Source organism: Flavobacterium cutihirudinis (assembly GCF_003385895.1).
Classification (GTDB): Bacteria; Bacteroidota; Bacteroidia; order Flavobacteriales; family Flavobacteriaceae; genus Flavobacterium; species Flavobacterium cutihirudinis.
Map to the genome: position 1 here is coordinate 89597 of NZ_QRDQ01000008.1, position 17894 is coordinate 107490.

A 17894-nucleotide genomic window follows, 5' to 3' on the forward strand; every position below is an offset into this window, starting at 1 on the left:
TTAAAGTAAAAATCTATGTTTCTATGTGTTAAAAAAAGAATTAACCTAAGCCATATTTTTTTAACCATCAGTATTCATTTTGAAACATACTGAAAACAACAACCAAAAAACATGAACCAAAAACTATATCTCCTATTTATTTTTATAAGCCTGAAAAGTTTTTCTCAAACTGAAAATTCCAAAACAAAACAAGACAGCATTAAAAAAGAAGAACTAAACGAAGTTGTTATTACAGCTTCTCGTCGTTCTGAAAATATCATGCGTTCTCCTATAAGCATCGAGCAATTAAAATCGGCGGAAGCCAAAAAAATGGGATCACCTAGTATTTATGAAGCGCTCGAAAATGTAAAAGGCGTTCAGATTATCACGCCGAGTTTGGGTTTTAAAGTTATTAATACAAGAGGTTTTGCCAATTCAACCAATGTTCGATTTGCACAATTAGTTGACGGAATCGACAATCAAGCGCCACATTTAGGCGCACCAATTGCAAATGCTTTAGGTGCAAATGATTTGGATATTGACAAAATCGAAATTATTCCTGGAACTGCTGCCGCTCTTTATGGAATGAATGCGATTAACGGTTTGGCAAATATTCAAACCAAAAATCCTTTTGAATATCAAGGCGTAAGTATTCAGCAATTAACTGGTGTGAATCATGTGGGCAATATTGATCGGTTTTCACCGAAGATTTATTCTCAATTTAATTTAAGATTTGCTAAAGCTTTTAATGAAAAATTCGCTTTTAAAGCTAATGCTTCGACAACCGGAGGTACAGATTGGGTTGCGGATGACAGAACAGATTTGGCTCCAAATGCAAATGCTTCAACTGGCTTGTTTGGTGCAGATAATCCGGCTTATGACGAAGTAAACGGCTACGGAAACGAATCGGCAAATCGAAAAACATTAAACTTGAACGGCAAAAATTATGTTGTGGCCAGAACGGGTTATCGTGAAACGGATATTTCTGATTATGGAATCAAAAATTACAAAGCCGATGTTGGACTTTATTTTCGTCCAAAACCAGAAAACGAACTTTCTGTGACTTACAAAACGGCTTTAATAAATACAATTTACCAACGTTCCAATCGTTTTCGACTTGACAATTATACACTAAATCAATTTGCTGTTGATTTTCACAATCCTATTTTTCAGGTAAAAGCCTACGCGACAACAGAAAATACTGGAGATTCATACAATATGCGTTCACTTGCTGAGAATATGGATCGCGCTTATAAATCAGATGACAAATGGTTTGCCGATTATACAACTGCCTACAAAAATGCGATTACTGGTGGTGCAACCGTTGCCGATGCGCACAGAATTGCCAGAACGCAATCGGATCAAGGAAGATTTATTCCCGGAACTGAAGCGTATGAAAACAAAAAAGAAGAACTAATCGATATCAACAATTGGGATATTGGTGCCGCTTTACGCGTAAAATCAACTTTGGTTCATGGCGAAGGGTTGATTAATTGGGATAAAGCTTTTGGAGATTTCTTCGAAAAAATTGACGCCAAATTATTAAGCGGAGTCGATTATAGAAATTACATAATTGTTCCAGACGGAAACTATTTTATAAATCCGGTTCATGCTGATGAAAATCTGACGTATCAAAAAACTGGCGCTTTCACGCAAGTGACAAAAGATTTTTTCTCTGACAAATTAAGATTAGGCGCAACGGTCAGAATGGACAAAGCCGATTATTTTGATGCCAAATTCACTCCTCAATTTACAGCGGTTTATTCCCCAAAAGAGAGTTTGAATTTTAGAGCTTCGTACCAAAATGGATATCGTTTTCCGAGTATTTTCGAAGGCTTTTCGAATGTGAATTCCGGTGGTGTAAAACGTGTTGGCGGATTGCGAATTATGTCGGATGGAATTTTCGAAAATTCGTTTACAAAAGCTTCGATTGATAAATTTCAAGCGCAGGTAAATACAGATGTCAATACAAATGGTTTGACTCAAGCGCAGGCAATCGAAAAAAACAAAAATACGATTCAGAAAAATCCATATACATATTTAGAACCTGAATTTGTAAAATCTTTTGAAGTTGGTTTTAGGGGAATAACATTAAACCGAAACCTTTTTATTGACGCCGATTTCTATTACAACTCTTACAAAAATTTCATAGCTCAAGTCGAAGCGAGTATTCCAAACACTACAGATCCAAATCAAATTCCGACCGCTTTATATTCTAAAAACACACAAAGTCGTTACAGGCTTTGGACCAATTCTAAAAGTAAAATTTACAATTACGGAGGAAGTTTAGGCTTGAAATATCGCTTTGACGAAATGTTTACAGCCTTGACAAACCTAACCTACACAAAACTCGACAGAACTGATGACAAAGACGGACTTGAAGATGGTTTCAACACTCCGGAATTCAACGTCAACGGAACATTAATGGCGCAAAATATCTGGAAGAATCTTGGCGCAAGTGTTACGGCACGTTATCAAAACAATTTTGATTATGTTTCTTTTTTAGTCAGCGGAACCGTTCCGGCTTATTGGACAATGGATGCACAGGTTAATTATTATTTTAAAAAGTCAGGTATTACAACAAAATTGGGCGGAACTAATGTTTTAAACAAATCGTATACATCAATTCTCGGCGGACCATCGATTGGCGGTTTATATTATTTGTCTTTGGTATGGGAAACGAATAAAATTTAAATACAAATACTTTAAAGTATGATTCTAATCACACTTTATGTTTTATAAAAGGGCTTTTTTTGCCAAAGAAAAAAATCAAAAAAAATATAATTAGTCAAAATCAATTTTTTTTAACTGTCAGTATTCATTTAAAAACATACTGAAAATATCCTAAAATTATGAAACTAAAATTTATTGCATTCTTACTCTTTCCGCTGATCGGGTTTTCACAACAAAAAAACACTGCAACAATCGACTCCATTAAACCATCAAATATTTTTATGCTTGGAGAAGTCATCATAACCAATCATCAAAACAAAGACACATTAAACCGAGTTACCTCAAAAAAGATGGAATCTCAAAATAAAACAGAAGTTTCAAAAGCTTTAAACATGCTTCCGGGAGTAAGTTTGACGGCTTCGGGACCAAGAAATGAATCTATGGTTTCTGTGCGAGGTTTTGATTTGAGACAAGTTCCGGTTTATATGGATGGAATTCCAGTTTATGTTCCTTATGATGGATATGTCGATTTGGCCAGATTCACCACTTTTGATTTAGCAGCTGTCGATGTTTCAAAAGGATTTTCATCTGTACTTTATGGCCCCAATTCACTTGGTGGCGCTATAAATCTTGTTTCGAGAAAACCATTAAAAAAGCTGGAATACGATGGATCTTTAGGAATGATAAACGAAAATGGGTATCAGGGAAATATCAATATTGGAGCAAAATTGAATAAATTTTATGTTCAAGGTGGATTTTCTTATTTGGATAGAAATTCAACAAGAATGTCTTCCAATTTTATTCCGACAGCAAATGAAAATGGCGGACAAAGAGATAATTCATACCGAACAGATCAAAAAATTAGTTTTAAAATTGGCTGGACGCCGACTGAAAAAAGCGAATATGCCATTGGTTACATCAATCAACAGGGAGAAAAAGGAAATCCAGTTTATACAGGCAATGATCCGTTAAATACACTTTTATTAAAACCACGTTTTTGGCAATGGCCAAACTGGGATAAAGAAAGCTTTTATTTTATTTCGAATTCTAGTTTTGACGACAAAAACAGTTTCAAAACTAGGTTGTATTTTGATCGTTTCAAAAATACTTTGGACAGTTATGACGATGCTTCTTATTCAACTCAAACAAAACCTTATGCTTTTGAAAGTATCTACAACGATTATACTTTTGGTGGAAATCTGGAATACAACACTAAATTTATTCCGAAAAACGATTTAAAACTTGCTTTCCATTTTAAAGAAGATGTTCACCGCGAAAATAATCTTAGAGAACCTGTTCGTCATTTTGTAGACAACACTGTTTTGGTTGGAATTGAAGATGTTTACAAAGTGAATTCAAAATTTACAGTAATTCCCGGAGTTAGTTACAACATCAGAAAAAACATCGAAGCTGAAGATTATAACAGCACAACAAAAGTAATTTCTGATTATCCTTCCGCGGAAGCGAGTGATGCTTTTAATGCACAAATTGGATTGTTCTATCAATTAAATGAAACACAAAAACTTGGCGCAACGGTTTCTCAAAAAACAAGATTTGCAACTATCAAAGACCGTTATTCCTACCGAATGGGAACTGCAATCCCTAATCCAGATTTAAAACCTGAAAAAGCAACAAATTATGAAGTGAATTATACGGCAAATATTTTTGATAAAATCACTTTTCAAACTGCACTTTTTTACAGTGAACTTTCCGATGCCATTTTAAGTGTTAGCAATGTTGAACCCGGAAAATCTCAAATGCAGAATTTTGGCAAAGCCGAATATAAAGGAATTGAGGCTCAGCTGAATTATCCAATTTTAGAAAATTTATCATTCAACGTAAATTACACCTATATCGAAAGAAAAAATATTACCAATCCAACTATTCATTTTACTGATGTTCCAAATACTAAAGTAATGGGAACTTTAGAATATAGTCCGATAAAAATCCTTCGATTGATTGCTAATTCCGAATTTAATTCGTCACGTTTCAGCACAAGTTATGGTGTAAGAGTTCCAGATTATACGCTTTTGAATTTTTATGCTTCGGGTAAAATCACCAAAAACTTCAGCGTTGATGCAGGTCTTAACAATATCTTTGATAAAAACTACAGTTTAGTAGAAGGTTATCCTGAAGAAGGACGCAACTTTTTTGTCACACTTCGATTTTTCAGTTCAAACTAATTCAAAAATAAATTTTATATGAAAACAAAAAATTACATTCTCGTTTTATTGATTGCACTTTCATGTGCGATGTGCAATTCTCCTAAAAAAGACAACAAAGAAGCCGTTTCCACAGAAAAAACTTCAAAACCAGACAACGACAAACATGTAGTTCTTACTCCTGCTGATAGTTTAAAGATGGTTAATCATTCTATCGAGGTAAAAGGCGATGTTGAAAATCAGCTGCAATTAACTGTCGATTCCTTAAAAAAGATGAAAGTAGCAACTATTGATGATTTTAAAGTGGTTTGTCAAAGCGGAGAAGTCAAAAAAGACAACAAAGTTTGCAAAGGCGTTCTTTTAAGAGACATTCTTGAAAAAGCAAAAATCAAACAAAACGGGCACAAAGACAGAAACTTCTATATCGTAGCCAGAGCTTCAGACGATTATAAAGCTACTTTTTCGTGGGCAGAAATTTTCAATAATCCAACTGGAGATAACGCTTATATTCTTTTTGAAGAAAATGGAAAACCGGTAAAAAACGGTGAAATGATCGCCATTTGCAAAAACGACATCAAAACGGGACCGCGACATGTTTATTGGTTAAAAAGCATTGAAGTTTATAAAGTTAAATAAAGATGCTAAGGTTCTGAGATTCTAAGCTACTAAGTTTTTTGAGCGCTAAAGTACTTCGTTACTTTTTTTGCTCGCAAAGTCGCAGAGTTGCAAAGTTTTCATAATCGATTGAAGAAAAACTTTGCGACTCTGCGACTTTGCGAGATTAAATCAACTTTGTTTGGAAACTTTGCTAAAAAATTACGCACTTTACGGTTAAACCCATATTTTATTCAATAGGGAATTGTACATTTATAGTATAAAAGTTCGTTAATAACTTTAAATAAAGAAATTCTTTATTATTTTTACCACATAATTTAAGCAAACTATGAGTTCTAACTTTGATAAATTTCAAAAGCGCAGGTTAATTTCCTCTTATTTTTCGGTAGTTTTAAGTGTATTTCTGGTTTTATTCCTTTTAGGAGTACTGGGATTATTCATCATTAATTCTAAAAAACTGGCAAACGATTTTAAAGAAAAAATCGCAATGACAGTTTTCTTCAAAAATGAGGCTAATGATAGTGTTATCAAAGCATTCAATACAGAACTAAAAAGAGCTCCTTTTGCAAAATCATATGCTTATGTTTCTAAAGAAAAAGCAGCAAAAGAGCACACAGATATCATTGGAGAAGACTTCCTGACTTTCTTAGGTGAAAATCCATTATTGAACTCCTACGACATACATCTTAAAGCTGATTATGTTGAAAGAGATAGTATTTCTAAAATCGAAAGCAGTTTGCGTCAAAACACTATGATTGAAGATATTGTTTACGACAAACAATTGGTAAATCTGGTAAACGATAATATCAAAAAAGTAAGTATGTGGATTTTGATTATCAGTGGTTTCCTTGCGATTATTGCTGTTTTATTAATCAACAGTTCATTGCGTTTATCCATACACTCGAATCGTTTTATCATTAAAACCATGCAAATGGTTGGCGCAACAAAATCTTTTATTCGTAAACCTTTTGTAATGCGTAGTGTAAAATTAGGAATGTTAGGCGCAGGATTAGCAATTATAGCTTTAATTGCACTGCTTCTTTATGTAGAAACGAACTTCCCGGGCTTAGGAATTTTAGAAGACAAAGCCTTAATCGGATTGGTTTTACTGGCTGTTTTCGGATTAGGAGTTTTGATCACCTGGGTAAGTACTCATTTTGCAACACAACGTTTCTTAAATCTAAGAACAGACGATCTGTATTAGTATTCAGTCGCAGTTTTAAGTATTCAGTATTAAACAAAACACCTTTGACTACGTTCAGGGTCACAAATTAAAGAAAGATGAAAAACAACAATATAAAAGAAGAAAAACAAGACAATCACGAATTTCTTTTTGACAGCATCAACTACAAAATCTTATTGATTGGAATTGTTGTAATTGCGCTAGGATTTGTTTTGATGTCTGGCGGAGGAAGCCAGGATCCAAACGTTTTCAATGAAGATATTTTCAGCTTTAGACGTATTCGTTTAGCGCCAACAACCGTTTTAATTGGTTTTGGAATTACGATTTATTCTATTTTCAAAAAATCTAAATAGACTCCTTAGACATCTTAGACACCTTAGATCTTTAGATTAATCTTTTCTAAAAAAATCTAAGAAGTCTAACATTCTAATAATCTAACAATCTAATAAATGAATACATTACAAGCTATCGTTCTTGCCATTATTGAAGGAATTACAGAGTTTTTGCCTGTTTCTTCGACAGGACATATGATTATTGCCTCTTCTTTTTTCGGGATTGCGCATGAAGATTTTACCAAACTTTTTACAATTGTTATTCAGCTTGGCGCTATTCTTTCTGTAGTCGTTTTATATTTTAAGCGATTTTTCCAGACACTTGATTTTTACTTTAAACTTTTAGTTGCCTTTATTCCAGCTGTGGTTTTAGGATTATTGTTAAGTGATTTTATCGATGGCTTGTTGGAAAATCCGGTTACAGTTGCCGTTTCACTTTTAATTGGTGGATTGATTTTATTGAAAGTTGACGAATGGTTCAACAATCCAAATACAGCAGAAACTTCACAGGAAATAACATATTTACAAGCTTTTAAAATTGGTTTATTTCAATGTATCGCCATGATTCCCGGAGTTTCACGAAGTGGTGCAAGTATCGTAGGCGGAATGTCTCAAAAATTATCAAGAACAACAGCTGCCGAATTTTCATTTTTCTTAGCGGTTCCAACAATGCTTGGAGCAACTGTAAAAAAATGCTACGATTATTACAAAGCCGGATTCGAATTATCGCAAGATCAAACTACTATATTAATTATCGGAAATATTGTTGCCTTTATTGTAGCCCTTTTAGCGATCAAAACATTTATTGGATTTTTGACTAAAAATGGTTTTAAAGTTTTTGGTTATTACCGAATTATTGCCGGAATCGTTTTATTACTGATTCACTTTTTCATTCACCCGCTTACCATCATATAATGACACCTGAAGAATATTTAAACGGACAAGTTTTATTGATTGACAAACCATTAAAATGGAGTTCGTTTCAAGCTGTCAATAAATTAAAATACCTTTTAATTAATAAAGTTGGGCTTCCAAAAAAGTTTAAAATTGGTCATGCCGGAACTCTTGATCCTTTAGCAAGCGGACTTTTATTAATCTGCACTGGAAAATTCACAAAAAAAATCTCTGAACTTCAAGGTCAGGCCAAAGAATATACCGGAACATTTTATATTGGAGCTACTACTCCGTCATACGATTTAGAAACCGAAATCGATCAGACCTTTCCAACAGAACATATTGATGAAGCTTTAATTCATGAAACCGTAAAACAGTTTTTGGGCGAAATCGATCAAAAACCGCCTATTTTTTCTGCTATAAAAAAAGATGGCGTTCGTTTGTACGAACACGCACGTGCAGGAGAAACCGTAGAAATTGCGAGCAGAAAAACAACGATTCACGAATTTGAAATTACCAGAATCGCTTTGCCTGAAATTGACTTTAGAGTAGTTTGCAGCAAAGGAACATATATTCGCTCACTCGCTTACGATTTTGGAAAAGCAATGAATTCCGGTTCGCATTTAACCGTTTTACGCCGAACAAAAATTGGCGATTATGATGTAAAAAATGCGATTCATATTACATTGTTTGAAGAAAGCTTGAAATAAAAAAAAGCACATTACAAATATGAAGTAATGTGCCTGGCTCTTAAATAAAGTACAGTTGTTCCATACTTATTCGCAATTAATAGTGAGGCACATTTTTCCCTCCAAATAAAAATGTAGAAAAGAAATCATAGAATCTTTCGAATAACTTTTTCATAATAGTGTATTTTTTAATAATTAAACATTAAATAAACACCAATAAAAAGAGTAAATCAGAAAGTTATAATAGAAGTGGGATAACAATACTAAGATACGAAATATTAGACTAATTAAAAATTATAAGCCTGTTTTTTAACATCTTATTTCGTTAATTATCAACACGTTATCAACAATTTCTTTTAGGCACACTAAAACTAAAGCCTATTGTATTTAATGTTCTCCATAATCTCGAGAAGCTCTTCCTGAACAGAAATTCCTTTATCTGCCAAATACCACAATTGAAGGTCTGTTTTAATTTTTTCATCAATTGCCCCAACTTCTCTTTTGTGCTTTTCCATTAATTCAGAAGCGCCTTTAGGTCTTGGTCCCCAATCTGCTCTTACAATTCCGGCTTCTTTACAAATCACAATTACTTTCGGAATTGCTCTTCCGCCATTTGTTAAATAATGATTCATTAATTCTTCGTTTTCATCACGAAGCACAATTCGCAGATCAATTTTTTTATCTGAAGAAAGTGCCATTTTATTTAAAATTGGAAGAATCTGCGCTGCATCTCCGCACCAGCCTTCTGAGATAACCAGCCAAATATAATGATTGTCTAGGTGTTGTAATTTTGAACTAACATTTTCAGAAATTTGAATCGTCTTTTCCAGTCGGTTCATTCGGGCCTCATTCAATTTTGAATAATTTGTCAGACTCTCTGACTGCTCATTTCCGGTCGATTTTCCTTCAGATAATAAATCGGAAACTAATTTTCGGTATTCCGCATACGAATGGCTGTTGAACAATGCTTTGGCTACAATACTTTTCATAAATATTTATTTTGCTTAGCATAAAATTACGGATTTCTAAAGATTGATAAATGACTTTTGTCACATTTGATGTAAAAAAACCGTAAAATTCTTTATAAATTTAAATCGGCAACCTGATTATTTTTGCAAACATTATTTTTAAAAATCAGAATATGTCTATATTTGCACAAATTAACGCAACACACAAATGAAATATAAAAGAATTCTTCTAAAACTTAGCGGCGAGGCCTTAATGGGTGATTTACAATACGGAATTGACCCAAAAAGATTAGCCGAATATGCAGATGAAATTAAGCAAATTCACAGCAAAGGAGTAGAAATCGCTATTGTAATTGGAGGAGGAAATATTTTTAGAGGCGTAGCTGGTGCCAGCGCCGGAATGGACAGAGTACAAGGCGATTATATGGGAATGCTTGCTACCGTTATTAACGGAATGGCTTTGCAGGGAGCATTAGAAGACAAAGGAATGAAAACCCGTCTTCAGACCGCTTTGAAAATGGAATCTATCGCAGAACCATACATTAAAAGAAGAGCTGATCGCCACTTAGAAAAAGGAAGAATTGTAATTTTTGGTGCCGGAACGGGAAATCCATATTTTACAACCGATACTGCTGCAGTTTTAAGAGGTATCGAAATCAATGCTGATGTTATCCTGAAAGGAACACGTGTTGATGGTGTTTATGATTCTGATCCGGAAAAAAATGCTTCAGCAGTAAAATTTGACTTCATCTCATTTGATGATGTTCTTAAAAAAGGATTGAATGTAATGGATACAACTGCTTTTACATTAAGCCAGGAAAATAAATTACCAATCGTTGTTTTTGACATGAACAAAATTGGAAACCTTTTGAAAATCTGCGAAGGAGAAAACATCGGAACTGTCGTAAATATATAGTCATCAGTAACAGTTTACAGTCAACACGATATGACTTTAACTGAAAACTGAGAATGAAAACTGAAAAATAAAAAAAATGAGTGAAGAAATAGATTTCATATTAGAAAGTACAGAAGAATCAATGAATGGTTCGATTGCGCACTTAGAAAAAGAATTTCTAAATATTCGTGCAGGAAAAGCTTCTCCGGCAATGCTTGGAGGTGTTTTTGTTGATTATTACGGAGCTGCAACACCACTTTCTCAAGTATCTAAAATCAGTGTTCCAGATGCTAGAACAATTACTTTACAACCGTTTGAAAAAAACATGTTAACAGCAATTGAAAAAGCAATTATGGTTGCCAATATTGGTTTCAACCCAATGAACAATGGTGATGTTATTATCATCAGCGTTCCGCCTTTGACAGAAGAACGTCGTCGTGATTTGGCAAAACAAGCAAAAGCTGAAGCTGAAGATGCTAAAATCGGTATTCGTAATTCTCGTAAAGATGCAAATACGGATATTAAAAAATTAGAAAAAGAAGGAACTTCAGAAGATATCTGCAAATCTGCTGAAGAAGAAGTTCAAAACTTAACAAATGCTTTCACTAAAAAAATTGATGAGTTATTGGCTGCAAAAGAAGCTGAAATCATGAAAGTGTAATTACATTTGTCACAAAATAAGAATCCGTTTGGTTAAAATTGTACCAGACGGATTTTTTTATTCTTATTTTTGCATACCAAAATCGTATTCTTTTCGTTTTTGAAATTATAATTCTCTGTATGAAGCTATTCTGTTTTGTGATGTTGTTTTTTACGCTTACTATTCAAGCGCAATTTCAAATAAACGGAATTGTAACCGACCCAAACAACAAACCACTGCCCTTTGCAACAATAACCACTGCAGACAATACTAATACTATTACGGATGTTGACGGTAAGTTTGAGTTTAAAATTAGCTCAAATACGACCTCTTTCGCTGTTTCATATATTGGGTTTCAAACCAAAATAGTTGGTGTGACCAGCGATAAAAAATTCTACTCTGTCGCGCTTTCGCAAAAGACTGACAATCTAAAAGAAGTCGTTGTTTCAAATGAAAATCCGGCGTTGACTATCATTAAAAAAGTTATTGCGAATAAAAACAAAAATAATCCGCAGAAAAAACTAAAGAGTTTTGAATACAAAACGTATAATAAACTGATTGTGACTGCAAATCCTGATTCAATTGACGGCCGAATCGATACTTCTGCAACCTATAAAGATTTCAATAAAAAACAAATCAACATCGATTCTTCAGATTATAAATTTAAAGAAATCATAAGCAAACAGCATTTGTTTCAAACGGAGAAAGTTTCACAATATCAGTTTGGAAACAACAAATTAAAAGAAACGATTCTCGGAACAAAAATGGCAGGTTTCAAACAGCCTGTTTACGAAATTATCGCTTTCAATCTGCAGTCCATTTCGATTTATGACTCGAAGTATGAATTGTTCGAAACCAAACACCAAAGTCCAATCGCTGATAACGCATTTTCTGATTATAATTACAAACTTCTGGACACTGTTCCCATTAAAGGTCGAAATACCTTTATGATTTACTTTAAAAACAAGAAAAGAAAAACAAATGCTCTAGAAGGTGTATTGTATATTGATCAGGAAAATTTCGCTGTAGCGAAAGCGGTAATGCGTATTAAAGCGGTTTTAGATATCAGCGGAATTCATGAATTTGAATATGTGCCGGAGGAAAAAATATGGTTTCAGAGCAACACTACTTTCAAAATTGTAAAAGGTAAAAATGATGATGACATCAAGATATTAGGCGGAACTATCCAGTTTGACGGTGATGTTAAAGACAACTATGAACAAAGAAAAAAAGTAGCTTCAGATTTTACTTATTTGATATCTGAAAGCAATAATTTTGATATTCATTACAACACAAATCCGTCCATAAAAAACCCTTCGCTTTATATTGAAGTCAAAGAAGACGCCAATAAGAAACCCGAAGAATTCTGGAATACTTACAGAAAGGAAAGTTTAGATATTAAAGGTCAAAAAACCTATCAGTTAATAGACAGTTTATCGCTGAGCAAAAGAATCGAAAAACGTCTGGGACTGGGACGAAAAATCATCAACGGTTATCTACCTATCGGACCAATTGATTTGGATTTAAAAAAGGTAATTAGTTATAACAACTACGAAGGTTTTCGTTTGGGTCTTGGCGGCGTAACCAACGATCGATTTTCTAAACTTTTCAGAATTGAAGGTTATGGCGCTTATGGGACAAAAGACGGCGTTTTTAAATACAACATCGGTTCTGGAGTTTTATTAGACAAAAACACCAATACCTGGCTAAACGGATCGTATACGGATGATGTGCGAGAGATTGCGAGTACCGTTTTTGCAGTAGATAAACGCGTTTTTAAAATTTATGATCCAAGGCCAATCAACATTAGTACTTTTTATAAATACATTGCATGGAAAGCGAATGTTCAAACCAAAATTATTCCGAAGACGGAAGCCGTTTTCGAATTGGCTAGAACGTATGTTGAACCAAAATTTGATTATCTTTTTAATTATAACGGGCAATTGTATTCGAGTTATATCATGACAACTGCGATGGCTTCTATCGTTTGGGCGCCATTCAGTGAATTCATGCAAACGCCAAACGGAAGAACAGAAACAGATAAAAGATTCCCAAGATTTACTTTTCAGTACACGCAATCGCTTCCAAATGTTTTAGAAAATGATTTTACTTTCAGCAAAATTGATTTTAAAACGGAGTATGAAAAAAAATACCTAAACGGACAAAAAACAAGTTTACTACTTCAGGGCGGTTACGCAATGGGCGACGTACCGATTACGCATTTGTACAACACGATGCCAAACAACCTAACAAAAGAAACCGTTATTCAACGTATTACTTTTGCCGGAAGAAATAGTTTTGAAACCATGTATTTTAATGAGTTTTTCTCCAGTCAATATGTATTTTTTCAGATAAAGCATGGCTTTGACCGAATTAAAATCATGAAAAAAGTTCGTCCTTCTTTGGTTTTAGTGACAAGAATGGCTTGGGGAAATATGGAAAACCCGGAACAGCATGTTGGCCCGGCATACAAAACTTTAGACAAAGGTTATTTTGAATCGGGAATCGAACTTAACCGAATTTTCAAAGGTTTTGGTTTAGGCGGATTCTATCGCTACGGACCTAATCAATTATTGAAATTTGAAGATAATATTGCGGTTAAGATTTCTTATGTTATTGATTTAGGATTGTAATAAAATTTAATCCTAAAATATCTGACAAAAAGAATTTTATCAATAATATTCATATTTCTAAACAATTTTTCAAGTTTTTCACCACAAAAAATTACAGCATAGCATATTTGTAGAGGCGCACTGCAGTACGCCTAACGTAAGTGGATATTCGTTACGGAGACGCACTGCAGTGCGCCTCTACTGAATATTGAAACGGAATAAAAAATCCCAAACCCCAATCGTAAAATTGGAATTTGGAATTTAAAAAAAATTGGCGTTTTCTTAATTTTATGGTTTCAAAATCAAAACCGATGGTGTATTATTCAGCCATGTACTTTGAGATTCTATCAATTTTTTCCAGCTATCTAAACTGATAATCATTAAGTTTTGACTTTCTAGAAACTCTTTTTTGATTGTTCTGTCGTGCATAATCATAATATGATTTGGTGCAATTTGCTCAATTGAACGTATCGTTTCCTGAATATCGCGTGTGTTTTTCACTTCACCGCTGGCATCCAAAACGGTAATTTGAGAACCGTTATTGTTGATTAGTTTTTTCGCATATTCGATCAAAAAGGCATCTTCTTTGCTAAAAACCGGCATGAAAACCTGATCTACTTCTTCTAAATCTTTATCAATAAAAATTCCGACCGGCATTTTGCTTTTTGCAATAATATGACGGGTTCTTTCATCAAAAGGAGAGTTTTCGAACAAACCTTCTTTACCGGTAAACTTATCAATCAAACGATCCGGATTTACAATTCGGGTTGTAAAACCAAGTATTTTCCCAAGTAAAGTTCCTTCAAAAATAGATTGTCCTAAACCGACAAGCAATAAATCGTATTCGCCTTGATTTGCCGTATCGATAATATCAGAATCAATATCATTTGTTACTTTAAATATACTCAGCATATTCATATTCATCTCTTTTGACTCTTCAATCACCGGAGCTAACATTTTTCGCTCATGATCTTTAACATCAAAAGAATGTATTTCTGTACTCAATGACAAATGCATACCAGTTACAACAGAATTATCTCCTTGTTTTTTAACCAGACTGCTCGCAATTTTAAGTAATTTTTTTCCTTTTTCAGGAGTTGCAAACGAAAGTAAAATCTTGTATTTGCTTTTGCTTCCAATTTCTTCAGGAACTACAGTCGCTTTATCTTTAAAAACAAAATTGATAAAATCTAAAGCCGGACCTGTCATAAATGTAGTTACCAAAGCCATGATTACCATCATTGTAAAAATCTCTGTTGATAAAACGCCTAAATCGTAACCAATATTTAGAACAACCAACTCCATTAATCCACGTGTATTCATTAAAGCACCAATTGCCAAACTGTCTTTCCAGTTTTGCCCGACAAATTTTGCTGCCAAAGCGCTTCCGAAGAATTTACCAACTACAGCGACAACAATAATCAAACCTGTAATTTTCCATAAAGCAGGATCATTCAATAATCCGATTTGAGTACGTAAACCAGTAAATACGAAGAATAATGGAAGAAGAACAATGATCGAAACGTCTTCTACTTTTTCAATAAAAATATTTCTGAATTTATTGTTTTCCGGCATAATCGCGCCCGCTAAGAAAGCACCAAATAAAGCGTGAATTCCGATTAACTCGGCTGCATATGCAGAAAATAAAAGTGTTAAAAAGAAAATAGCAACAACTGGTTTATTCAGACTCTCGCGAGTTGAATTCAAATCGCCAACACGTTTTAAGAAAGGACGAACAAGTTTCAGCATGATAATTACATACAAAATTGCTAAACCAATTACATACAACGAACTTGTTAATGAACCTGCTTTTACAATAGCAATTACAACCGCCAAAATACACCAAGCCGTAATATCATCCGCCGCAGCACAAGTAATCGCGATAGTTCCTAATTTTGTTTTTTGAAGACCTCGCTCCTGCACGATTCTTGCCAAAACCGGAAATGCTGTAATACTCATCGCAATTCCCATGAACAATCCGAAAGATGAAAAAGCTACTCCATCAGGTGCAAAAGTTCCATAAATAAAATAAGCTAAAGTCAAACCTAAAGCAAATGGAATAACAATACTCGCGTGGCTTATAACAACGGCGTCATGCGCTTTATTTTTCAGTACTTTCAGATCCAGTTCCATTCCGATAACGAACATGAAAAGAATCAAACCAATTTGACTTAAAAACTGAAGATTTCCTAAAGATTCCTTTGGAAACAAAGCTGCTGAAAACTCCGGAAAATACATCCCTACCAAAGATGGTCCTAAAACAATCCCGGCAATCATCTCACCAATTACAGAGGGTTGACCGATTTTTCTAAAAAACCATCCAAACAAACGTGCAACCAAAATAATAGTTACTATTTGCGCTAATAATATAGCCAGAGGATGCTGAAGATTTTCAACCATTGAATGTAAAAAATCATTCCAATGATTGCTTTCTATTTTTTTCTCTAATACATTTCGACCCGCTTCCAAGGATGCTCCCTGAGAAATTATCCAATATATCAGAGTCGTAAAACCGCCAATAACTGTAATGTAAAATAAGGAGTTTTTAAAGTTATTCATAATCCGTTTTTTTAAATTATGGAACAAATATCAGAAGTCCAGTTTACGTGAAAAAGCAATTTTACCGCTAATTTTAATTGTATGTAATAAGTCCGTAAAACTTTGTAATAAGTTATAATTTCACCTTTTTCAAAAAGTCTGCGCGGTAGGTTTCGCTCAAAATAAGCGTTATATTTTTATTGTTTTCTTCCTGATGGTGCAACACAATTTCGTTATGATTAAAGAATTTTATCGCTTTTACGGCAATGATTTCTTTTTTATTCACACGACAGAAATCGGCATCAGGCAATTCATTTAAAAGTGTGTCGAATTTTATATTTTTCAAATTCATAAAACTGCCATCTGTCAGCAACACTGTTTTATCACGGCTGTCGCTTACTGCGGTTTTTATGTACTGAATCTGATTAAAATAAAGCAGCGTTTTTCCTTTGTCTGTATTTAACTGAAGGAATTTTTTTCCTGCATCCGGTTTTTCAAAACGTTCAATCGCTTTGGCAATCGCTTTCTGCAGTCGCTCTAATTTTACGGGTTTTGTAATATAATCTACGGCATCAATATTAAAAGCGTCAGCTGCGTATTCCTTATAAGCCGTGCAAAAAATAACCAATTTATTTTGGAGCATTTCGGCCAAATGAAGTCCATCGATTCCTGGCATTTCAATATCCGAAATCAGTAAATCGAAATCAAGATCGGCAAAATCAGCCAAAAGTTTCTCAGGATTATTATATGTTTTTACAATTTCCAGTTCCGGAATTTGTTCGCAAAGCATTTTCAGGTACGTTAATCCCGGAAGCTCATCGTCCAGAAGCAAGCATTTCAGTTTTGTATCCAAGTAAATCTATTTTTAAATGAGCAATATAAACGTCGTTTTCTACAAACTTATCGAGCTTGAAATTATTCTTGTAAATAATTCGAAGACGATGTTCTAAAGTAGCGTGTCCAAAACCGCTACGTTCTTTTTTCAATACTTTTTTATCCGAAATTTTATTCGAAACGGTCATAAAAAAAGCATTGTCTTTAAACTCAAAAACAACCGAAATAAAAGCATCAGCACTTTGAAGATCGGCATGTTTAAAAGCGTTTTCGATTAAATCAATTGAAATTAATGGTGCCAATAACGGCTGATCGTATAATTTGTCTTCTTTATTGATATTAGTCTTAATCTTCAATTCAAAAAGCGGACTGATTTTTATCTTATTAATTTCGATTAAATTCAGTGCAAAATCAATTTCTTCTTTCGCGGTTACGAATTTCTTTTTGCTTTCGTATAAAATATAATCCAGAACATTTGCGAGTTTATCAAGTGCAAAATAAGTCTGATACGCATGCGACTGAATCGAGTTTAGAATATTCTTAAACAAATGCGGATTGAGTTTTGATTCTAAAGTTTCCAGCTGAAGGTCATTTACTTTTACTTCGAGTGCATAAAAACTTTTTTCGGCATCCTCTTTTGCTTTTTTTGCTTGTACCAATTGGTAAACCATAAAGCAAATGATAACGACGAGTAATAATAGAATCGCTAAAAAAATAAATGTTGTGGCGTTGTTTTGCTGCATATTTATCTATTATTTCTACAGATTTGATCTGAATTCATTTGTTTTCACCTTTGAAATTCACTACAAATATGAGAAAAGCTAATGGTTCTATAACATAAAACAAGAAAATTATCACAAAACAAAGACTTCCATATTTG

Annotated in this window: 14 protein-coding genes; 10 read left to right on the forward strand and 4 right to left on the reverse strand. The window is 33.8% G+C overall.

Annotated elements, in window-relative coordinates; genetic code table 11:
• Positions 1-111: 111 nt before the first annotated feature.
• The 7 genes from BD847_RS06220 to truB all read left to right on the forward strand — a co-directional run bounded on the left by BD847_RS06220 (position 112) and on the right by truB (position 8548).
• A complete protein-coding gene (locus BD847_RS06220; protein ID WP_115887440.1) occupies positions 112-2673 on the forward strand; it encodes a TonB-dependent receptor in 2562 nt (853 codons plus the stop codon).
• Between the two features lie 158 nt (positions 2674-2831).
• Positions 2832-4835 (forward strand): TonB-dependent receptor plug domain-containing protein, encoded by a 2004-nt coding sequence (locus tag BD847_RS06225; RefSeq protein ID WP_115887441.1) that lies wholly within the window; start codon positions 2832-2834, stop codon positions 4833-4835.
• An 18-nt stretch (positions 4836-4853) separates the two neighbouring features.
• Positions 4854-5450, forward strand: coding sequence for a molybdopterin-dependent oxidoreductase (locus BD847_RS06230; RefSeq protein ID WP_167443828.1), 597 nt, complete (start codon positions 4854-4856; stop codon positions 5448-5450).
• A 307-nt stretch (positions 5451-5757) separates the two neighbouring features.
• Entirely contained in the window at positions 5758-6633 is an 876-nt protein-coding gene (locus tag BD847_RS06235; protein ID WP_115887442.1) for a cell division protein FtsX, read from the forward strand.
• A gap of 77 nt (positions 6634-6710) precedes the next feature.
• A complete protein-coding gene (locus BD847_RS06240) occupies positions 6711-6965 on the forward strand; it encodes a DUF3098 domain-containing protein (protein WP_115887443.1) in 255 nt (84 codons plus the stop codon).
• A gap of 96 nt (positions 6966-7061) precedes the next feature.
• Complete coding sequence (locus tag BD847_RS06245; protein WP_115887444.1) at positions 7062-7859, forward strand: undecaprenyl-diphosphate phosphatase; 798 nt, start codon at positions 7062-7064, stop codon at positions 7857-7859.
• A complete protein-coding gene (truB, locus tag BD847_RS06250) occupies positions 7859-8548 on the forward strand; it encodes a tRNA pseudouridine(55) synthase TruB (RefSeq protein ID WP_115887445.1) in 690 nt (229 codons plus the stop codon). Before BD847_RS06245 ends, truB begins: the two co-directional genes overlap by 1 nt.
• Before the next feature lie 350 nt (positions 8549-8898).
• On the opposite strand, the gene BD847_RS06255 is transcribed toward truB, so the two are convergent.
• Entirely contained in the window at positions 8899-9516 is a 618-nt protein-coding gene (locus BD847_RS06255) for a thioredoxin family protein (protein ID WP_115887446.1), read from the reverse strand.
• 187 nt (positions 9517-9703) lie between these two features.
• Here BD847_RS06255 and pyrH point away from each other — a divergent pair, with 187 nt between their 5' ends.
• The 3 genes from pyrH to BD847_RS06270 all read left to right on the forward strand — a co-directional run bounded on the left by pyrH (position 9704) and on the right by BD847_RS06270 (position 13663).
• Positions 9704-10411, forward strand: a complete 708-nt coding sequence (gene pyrH, locus BD847_RS06260; RefSeq protein WP_035681787.1) for a UMP kinase — start codon at positions 9704-9706, stop codon at positions 10409-10411.
• Positions 10412-10487: 76 nt separating this feature from the next.
• On the forward strand, positions 10488-11051 hold the full coding sequence (gene frr, locus BD847_RS06265; protein WP_115887447.1) for a ribosome recycling factor: 564 nt from the start codon (positions 10488-10490) through the stop codon (positions 11049-11051).
• Between the two features lie 119 nt (positions 11052-11170).
• Positions 11171-13663, forward strand: coding sequence for a DUF5686 family protein (locus BD847_RS06270; protein ID WP_115887448.1), 2493 nt, complete (start codon positions 11171-11173; stop codon positions 13661-13663).
• Positions 13664-13930: 267 nt separating this feature from the next.
• Here the strand turns inward: BD847_RS06270 and BD847_RS06275 are convergent, their stop codons facing one another.
• From BD847_RS06275 to BD847_RS06285, 3 genes are all read right to left on the reverse strand, one after another.
• Positions 13931-16201, reverse strand: a complete 2271-nt coding sequence (locus BD847_RS06275; protein WP_115887449.1) for a cation:proton antiporter — start codon at positions 16199-16201, stop codon at positions 13931-13933.
• 112 nt (positions 16202-16313) lie between these two features.
• Entirely contained in the window at positions 16314-17033 is a 720-nt protein-coding gene (locus BD847_RS06280; RefSeq protein WP_115887450.1) for a LytR/AlgR family response regulator transcription factor, read from the reverse strand.
• Positions 16996-17757 carry a sensor histidine kinase gene (locus BD847_RS06285; protein WP_115887451.1) on the reverse strand — a complete coding sequence of 254 codons (762 nt, stop codon included), beginning with the start codon at positions 17755-17757 and terminating at the stop codon, positions 16996-16998. The genes BD847_RS06280 and BD847_RS06285 overlap by 38 nt, the downstream gene beginning before the upstream one ends.
• Positions 17758-17894: the final 137 nt, after the last annotated feature.

What these genes read in the sequence shown, in the direction of transcription:
- BD847_RS06220 (WP_115887440.1), top strand. Translation starts at nt 112, where the DNA reads ATGAACCAAAAACTATATCTCCTATTTATTTTTATAAGCCTGAAAAGT.
- BD847_RS06225 (WP_115887441.1), top strand. Translation starts at nt 2,832, where the DNA reads ATGAAACTAAAATTTATTGCATTCTTACTCTTTCCGCTGATCGGGTTT.
- BD847_RS06230 (WP_167443828.1), top strand. Translation starts at nt 4,854, where the DNA reads ATGAAAACAAAAAATTACATTCTCGTTTTATTGATTGCACTTTCATGT.
- BD847_RS06235 (WP_115887442.1), top strand. Translation starts at nt 5,758, where the DNA reads ATGAGTTCTAACTTTGATAAATTTCAAAAGCGCAGGTTAATTTCCTCT.
- BD847_RS06240 (WP_115887443.1), top strand. Translation starts at nt 6,711, where the DNA reads ATGAAAAACAACAATATAAAAGAAGAAAAACAAGACAATCACGAATTT.
- BD847_RS06245 (WP_115887444.1), top strand. Translation starts at nt 7,062, where the DNA reads ATGAATACATTACAAGCTATCGTTCTTGCCATTATTGAAGGAATTACA.
- truB (WP_115887445.1), top strand. Translation starts at nt 7,859, where the DNA reads ATGACACCTGAAGAATATTTAAACGGACAAGTTTTATTGATTGACAAA.
- BD847_RS06255 (WP_115887446.1), bottom strand. Translation starts at nt 9,516, where the DNA reads ATGAAAAGTATTGTAGCCAAAGCATTGTTCAACAGCCATTCGTATGCG.
- pyrH (WP_035681787.1), top strand. Translation starts at nt 9,704, where the DNA reads ATGAAATATAAAAGAATTCTTCTAAAACTTAGCGGCGAGGCCTTAATG.
- frr (WP_115887447.1), top strand. Translation starts at nt 10,488, where the DNA reads ATGAGTGAAGAAATAGATTTCATATTAGAAAGTACAGAAGAATCAATG.
- BD847_RS06270 (WP_115887448.1), top strand. Translation starts at nt 11,171, where the DNA reads ATGAAGCTATTCTGTTTTGTGATGTTGTTTTTTACGCTTACTATTCAA.
- BD847_RS06275 (WP_115887449.1), bottom strand. Translation starts at nt 16,201, where the DNA reads ATGAATAACTTTAAAAACTCCTTATTTTACATTACAGTTATTGGCGGT.
- BD847_RS06285 (WP_115887451.1), bottom strand. Translation starts at nt 17,757, where the DNA reads ATGCAGCAAAACAACGCCACAACATTTATTTTTTTAGCGATTCTATTA.